This window comes from Flavobacteriales bacterium, assembly GCA_016779935.1.
Lineage (GTDB): Bacteria > Bacteroidota > Bacteroidia > Flavobacteriales > UBA7312.
In genome coordinates this window covers 38,889-45,270 of record JADHMQ010000013.1, presented here as the reverse complement: position 1 = coordinate 45,270, position 6,382 = coordinate 38,889, and the positions used below count along the sequence as shown (strand labels likewise).

Here is a 6,382-nt window from a genome sequence, read left to right as displayed (position 1 = left end):
GTATTTAGGTATAAGTTAAGAATTCTAGCTTCTTCGCTAGTCCCTTTAACTCTACATTTCTTTGGACACCATTTACTCTTAATAATACTTCTTTTAGAGTAAAAATCTGAGCGTTTACCACGAATTGTAATTCTGACATATATTGGTGTGGTTCCATCAGCTCTAAGCTTACTGTGTCTTAAGTAAAATAATATTGAAAATGTATTTTTCATAAATTCAAACTACTAGAGTAAATATAACATTTTTTACTCGTTATTCATTAATTTTAACTGTACTATCTTCTCACATTTTATGCCTGTTTTCAACATTTTAGGGCATAAAATGGGTTAAAATCCTTAATTGTTAATAAGTGCACCGATTTGGGCACCTTTTTAGTGAGAATTAATATGAATTTTGAGATGTAAAAACATAAAAAAACCCCACAAACAATAAGTTTGCAGGGTAAATGTTCCTAAATGTGTTTTAGGTTGCGGTCTGGACGGGACTCGAACCCGCGACCCCATGCGTGACAGGCATGTATTCTAACCAACTGAACTACCAGACCGTTTCTATAAAAGAACATCTTCAAAAATGAAGAGGTGCAAATATAAATTGTTTTTTGAATTACTTACAAGATTATCACAAAAAAAACTCAATATAATTTTGATCGTTTGACAAGGTAAGATAACAAGACATTATCATATCCTTCATTAATATCGGCTTCAATAAAATCAATACGGTATTGTGTACATTTCAACTTTAACTCTTTAAGAAAAGATAGCGATTGTTCTTTGTAGTTCTTTTTAACCTCATTTGGAGATAGCTTTAACTCCTCTCCTGTTTCCATATCAACAAACTTATAAGGCCTGTTTTCGTAGTCAAACTCTAACTCCTTTGACTTGTCCATAACATGAAATAAAATGACTTCATGTTTGTTAAACTTCAAATGCTGAAGGGCAGAAAACAACTCATCGGTATTCTCCGAATTATCCATCATATCACTGAAGAGCACAACTAAAGAACGTTGGTGAATATTTTCAGCTATTTGATGAAGAGCTTCTGTAACTCTTGATGTTTTCAAAGTAGATGAATCATTGACGATATTATCCAGCTGGTGCATCAAAAACTGATGATGTTTGGTACTCGTTTTTTCAGTAGTGTGAAGATAAACTTTATCAGAAAATACACTTAAACCAATAGCGTCCCTTTGGCGTTTTAGTAAATTCATAAGAGCCGCAGAACAGACACCCGAGAAAAAAACTTTATTTGGTGTTTTTAAGGAAGGATTATCAACTTTTGGAAAATACATTGATGAGGATTGATCGATAATTATCCTACATCTTAGGTTAGTTTCCTCCTCATAGCGTTTAACAAAGTACTTGTTTGTTCGAGCGAATAACTTCCAATCAATATGACGCGTACTTTCTCCAGAATTATAAAGTCTATGCTCTGCAAACTCAACAGAAAATCCATGAAAAGGACTTTTGTGAAGTCCAGTAATAAAACCTTCTACTACTTGATTAGCAAGCAGCTCTAAATTTTTAAATTTCTCTATGTGTTTTCTATCAATCATCTCAAAAAAAAAGGGCTTAACGCCCTTTTTTATCATTTAAAAAACTATTACAGCTGAGCGTCTAATTTTTCAGCTAATACATTTTTTGGTACGGCACCGATTACCTTATCAACAATCTCACCATTTTTGAAAATTAACAGTGCAGGAATGTTTCTAATACCATATTCTGAAGGTACTGCAGAATTATCGTCAACATTAACCTTACCTACTACCGCTTTTCCTTCATAATCGTTTGATAATTCATCAACAATAGGACCAACCATTCTACAAGGACCACACCATGTCGCCCAAAAGTCAACTAATACAGGTTTGTCAGAATCTAATACTACTTCCTTAAAATTTTTGTCAGTGATTTCTAATGCCATTTTATCGATTTTTTTATTATTTAATTTGGATTATTTCCTGTCACAAAATTACACAATTAATTGATTTGAATTTCCAACATTGGAATTTGTTTTAGACCAAATATAAAATCTTCATCAAGACTGATTTTAAATTTCTTTGAACGTAAAGAAACCGCATACCCTTCAGATGAATCGTTTACTATAATTTTTAGGTTATGTTTACCAACATTATCCTCTGCTAAAGCCTGAATTCTGTTAATAATATCCGGTGTTAAATCGTCTAATTCTATATTCACACACACTGAACGAATGGCTTTTTCTTTTATTTCAGAAAGCAATTCCACATTCACTAACTTAATATCTAGTTCATTTTCTTTACTCCATTTTCGCTCTTGAACCCTACATTGAGCATAGATAAACCAGCCCTCAGTCATATAGGCCTTAAACTTTGGGTAATCATCGCCAAATAAGAAAAAGGTAATTTGGTCGTGATAATCTTCTAAGGTAATAGTACCAAAAGGCTTACCTCCTTTTGTGAATCGGTGCTCTACCTGCGCTACCATACCAGCAATAAGAATATCTCTTCCCTTAATTGCTGGGAAATCTTTAATCTCAGAAATATTAAAGTTACAGAAGCTTTCCATTTCAAGTTTGTAATCATCCAATGGATGTCCAGAAATATAAAAGCCAACCACTTCTTTTTCCTTATTTAGCATCTCTAATGTATTCCAAGGCTCAACCTCCGGAACTTTAGGTTCTAAAAGGACTTCTTCGGAAGACTCACCAAACAAAGATACTTGAGCAGAATCTAAATTTTCTTGAAATTTATGACCGTATTTCATGACTCGTTCCATGAATATACTACCCGTACCATCATCATAAAAATAGGTGGAACGTTTATGACCAAAGCTATCAAATCCTCCAGCATAAACTAAACTTTCGAAAGCACGTTTGTTGGCAGCTCTCAAATCAATTCGTTTACTCAAATCAAATATAGATTGGTAGTTTCCATTTTCTTTTCGCTCGTTTACTATCGTTTCTACTGCACCTTCACCAACGCCTTTAATAGCACCTAAACCGAATCTGATTTCTCCTTTTTTGTTAACCGCAAATTTGTAAAAACTCTCATTTACATCTGGACCTAAAACTTTAATACCCATTCGTTTACACTCCTCCATATAAAAAGTAACTTTCTTTATATCGTTCATGTTATGAGTTAGGTAAGCCGCCATGTATTCAGCCGGATAATGAGCCTTTAAATAAGCGGTTTGAAACGCAATCAAAGCATAGCAAGTAGAATGCGATTTATTAAAAGCATAGGCTGCAAAGGCTTCCCAATCGCCCCATATTTTTTCAGCAATTTCTACGTCATGACCCCGTTCATTACAGCCATTTAAAAACTTTGGCTTGAGCTTTTCCAGTAAAGCAAAAATCTTTTTACCCATAGCTTTTCGAAGAACATCGGCATCACCTTTGGAAAAACCTGCCAGCTCCTGAGATAAAAGCATCACTTGCTCTTGATAAACCGTAATACCATAAGTATCTGAAAGAATTTCAGACATCTCAGGCAAATCGTAAATAATATCTTCTTTTCCGTGCTTACGAGCAATGAAATTAGGAATGTAATCCATTGGACCTGGTCTATACAAGGCGTTCATAGCTATTAAGTCATCAAACTTATCTGGCTTAAGAGATTTGAGGTTTTTCTGCATTCCAGGAGATTCAAACTGAAAAATTCCATTGGTTTCCCCTCTTTGAAAAAGCTGATAAGTTAACTCATCGTCTAAAGGAATTTTATCTGGGTCTATATCCTTTTCGTGAATATGCTTGATGATTTTACAACAATCTTTGATAATGGTTAGGTTTTTTAGTCCTAAAAAATCCATCTTCAACATCCCTGCTGACTCAACAACACTATTATCAAACTGAGTAACTAATAGCTCAGTATCTTTCGCTTTACGAACGGGTATAAATTTAGAGATATCATCAGGAGTAATGATAACACCACAAGCGTGTAATCCAATGTTTCTTAAGGAACCTTCGAGTATAGTGGCTTGTTTAATGGTTTTAGACTGTAAATCATTTCCTTCGGCTAATTCCTTGAACTCTTGAGCCATCTTGAACTGCTCGCTATTAAGCTTATCCTTCAATTCTTTATCATCAAAGTTGAAAAGTTTATTCAACTTGATATCTGGCATTTTTTTGGTTAAACCATTGGCTTCAGAAAGGGGTAAATCCAGAACTCTAGCAGTATCTCTTAAAGAAGATTTTGCCGCCATAGTACCGTAGGTAATAATTTGTGCTACTTGGTTTTGACCGTATTTATTGACTACCCAATCAATAATTTTATTTCTACCTTCATCATCAAAGTCAATATCAATATCCGGGAGGGATACCCTATCTGGATTCAAAAAACGCTCAAAAAGTAAGTCGTACTTAATAGGGTCAACATTAGTAATGCCAACACAATACGCTACTGCAGAACCAGCTGCAGACCCCCTGCCTGGTCCTACTGAAACGCCCATTTTTCGTGCCTGACTGGTAAAGTCTTGAACAATTAAGAAATAACCTGGAAAGCCAGTTTTGGCAATCGTTTCAAGTTCAAAATCAAGACGCTCTCGAATTTCATCCGTAATTTCTGGATACCTTTCCTTTGCACCTTCGTATGACAAGTGTCTTAAATAAGCATTCTCGCCCCTCTTACCACCATCCTCTTCATCTTCTTTTACTATAAATTGTTCGGGTATATCAAAGGCTGGAAGTAGAACGTCCCTTTTAAGTTGATAGCTCTCTATTTTAGCAACAATTTCACTAATATTTGAAATAGCTTCTGGAATGTCTTTGAATAGCACTTTCATCTCCTCTTGAGATTTAAAATAGTACTCATTATTTGGAAATCCATACCTAAAGCCGCGTCCTCTACCAATAGGGGTAGACTGCAATTCAGCGTCTTTTACACACAACAAAATATCGTGTGCGTTAGCGTCTTCTTTATTAAGATAATGAGAGTTATTTGCTGCAATTAGTTTAACAGAATGTTTTTTGGCTAAACGAATAAGAGTATCGCTTAGTCGTTTATCTTCTTCTATGCCGTGACGTACAAGCTCAATGTAAAAATCATCACCAAATTGTTCCTTCCACCATATAACGGATTCTTCAGCCTGTCGTTCACCAACTGATAAAATTAAATCTGAAATCTCACCACTTGCACCACCGCTAATAACAATAAGGTCTTTCTTGTAATTCTTTACAATTTCCTTATCTATTCGAGGAACGTAATAAAAACCATCGGTGAATGCCAAAGAACTCATCTTAGACAAATTATGGTAGCCTTCTTTATTTTTTGCTAAAAAAACCATGGATTTGCCATTGTCTTTGGTATCCTTATTGGCATGGTCTCTACAAATAGATAGTTCGCAACCTATAATTCCTTTTATAGATAATTCTTTTTTAGGTCCATTTTCATCTCCCTTATCAACAGCTTTATTATATTCAATAACCTCCTTATTTGAAGGATGTTTATGGATGGCGTCAACAAAATGGAATGCACCGTACAAATTGGCATAATCTGTAATGGCAACAGCAGGCATATCAAACTCAACCGCTTTATCAATCATAGATTGAATTTTGGTGGTTGACTCCAATACAGAATACTGCGTATGGTTATGTAAATGAACAAATGGAGAAGAGCTTAAATCAGTATCATCATCAACTGAGGTTTCAGGTTTTACATCTTCAACTCTTACAAGTTTCGCGCTTTCTTGCTTAAGGTTTAAGTGCTTAAGACCCAAAGGCTGTATAATAGAAGGATTTACTGATTGAAATTCTGAGAAATACGATGTGACTTGCCCAAGTTCTTCCAAAGAATAGTGTTCCTTTCTTAGAAGTTCTAAAAAGCAGCGGCTTGTGGCTTCAACATCGGCAGTAGCATTATGAGCCTCATCAAAAGACTCTTGAAATAAGTAATGGTGTAATTCCGTTAGGTTGGGTAATTTGAACTTTCCTCCTCTACCACCTGGTAGTTGACAAAGCGAGGCAGTCTTTTCGGTACAGGTATCCAAAACCTTAAGCTTAGTCCATGCTAAATCTTCCTCTAATCTATGGAATTCACAACCCCATACATTAACATCAAAACCTACATTTTGACCAACTAAAAAAGTTGTTTTGTCAATCGCTTTCTTGAATTCAGCGATGACTTCTACCAAATCGTGACCCTTTTGTTGAGCAAGCTCCGTAGAAATACCATGAATTTTCTCAACTTCAAAAGGAATATTAAAACCATCAGGACGAATTAGGAAGTCCTTTTGCTCTATCAAGACACCCATATCATCATACAACTGCCAAGCAATTTGAACACACCTAGGCCAATTTTCTACATTCGTAATAGGCGCCTTCCAGCTTCTAGGTAATCCAGTGGTTTCTGTATCAAAAATTAAGTACACTTTGTCTGTTTGAGTTAATGCCTTGTAAAAGTAAAAATTAAGCT

At 35.1% G+C, this 6,382-nt stretch carries 4 protein-coding genes and 1 tRNA gene; all 5 read right to left on the bottom strand.

Annotated features, from left to right (window positions below):
• Positions 1 to 212: site-specific integrase (locus tag ISP73_06980; protein ID MBL6658325.1), on the bottom strand; the 212-nt coding region annotated here is incomplete at its 3' end.
• A gap of 258 nt (positions 213 to 470) precedes the next feature.
• Positions 471 to 544: transfer RNA gene (locus ISP73_06975), tRNA-Asp, on the bottom strand.
• An 87-nt stretch (positions 545 to 631) separates the two neighbouring features.
• Complete coding sequence (locus tag ISP73_06970; GenBank protein ID MBL6658324.1) at positions 632 to 1,552, bottom strand: DUF58 domain-containing protein; 921 nt, start codon at positions 1,550 to 1,552, stop codon at positions 632 to 634.
• A gap of 47 nt (positions 1,553 to 1,599) precedes the next feature.
• Entirely contained in the window at positions 1,600 to 1,917 is a 318-nt protein-coding gene (gene trxA, locus ISP73_06965) for a thioredoxin (protein MBL6658323.1), read from the bottom strand.
• Positions 1,918 to 1,973: 56 nt separating this feature from the next.
• Positions 1,974 to 6,338 (bottom strand): DNA polymerase III subunit alpha, encoded by a 4,365-nt coding sequence (gene dnaE, locus ISP73_06960; protein ID MBL6658322.1) that lies wholly within the window; start codon positions 6,336 to 6,338, stop codon positions 1,974 to 1,976.
• Positions 6,339 to 6,382: the final 44 nt, after the last annotated feature.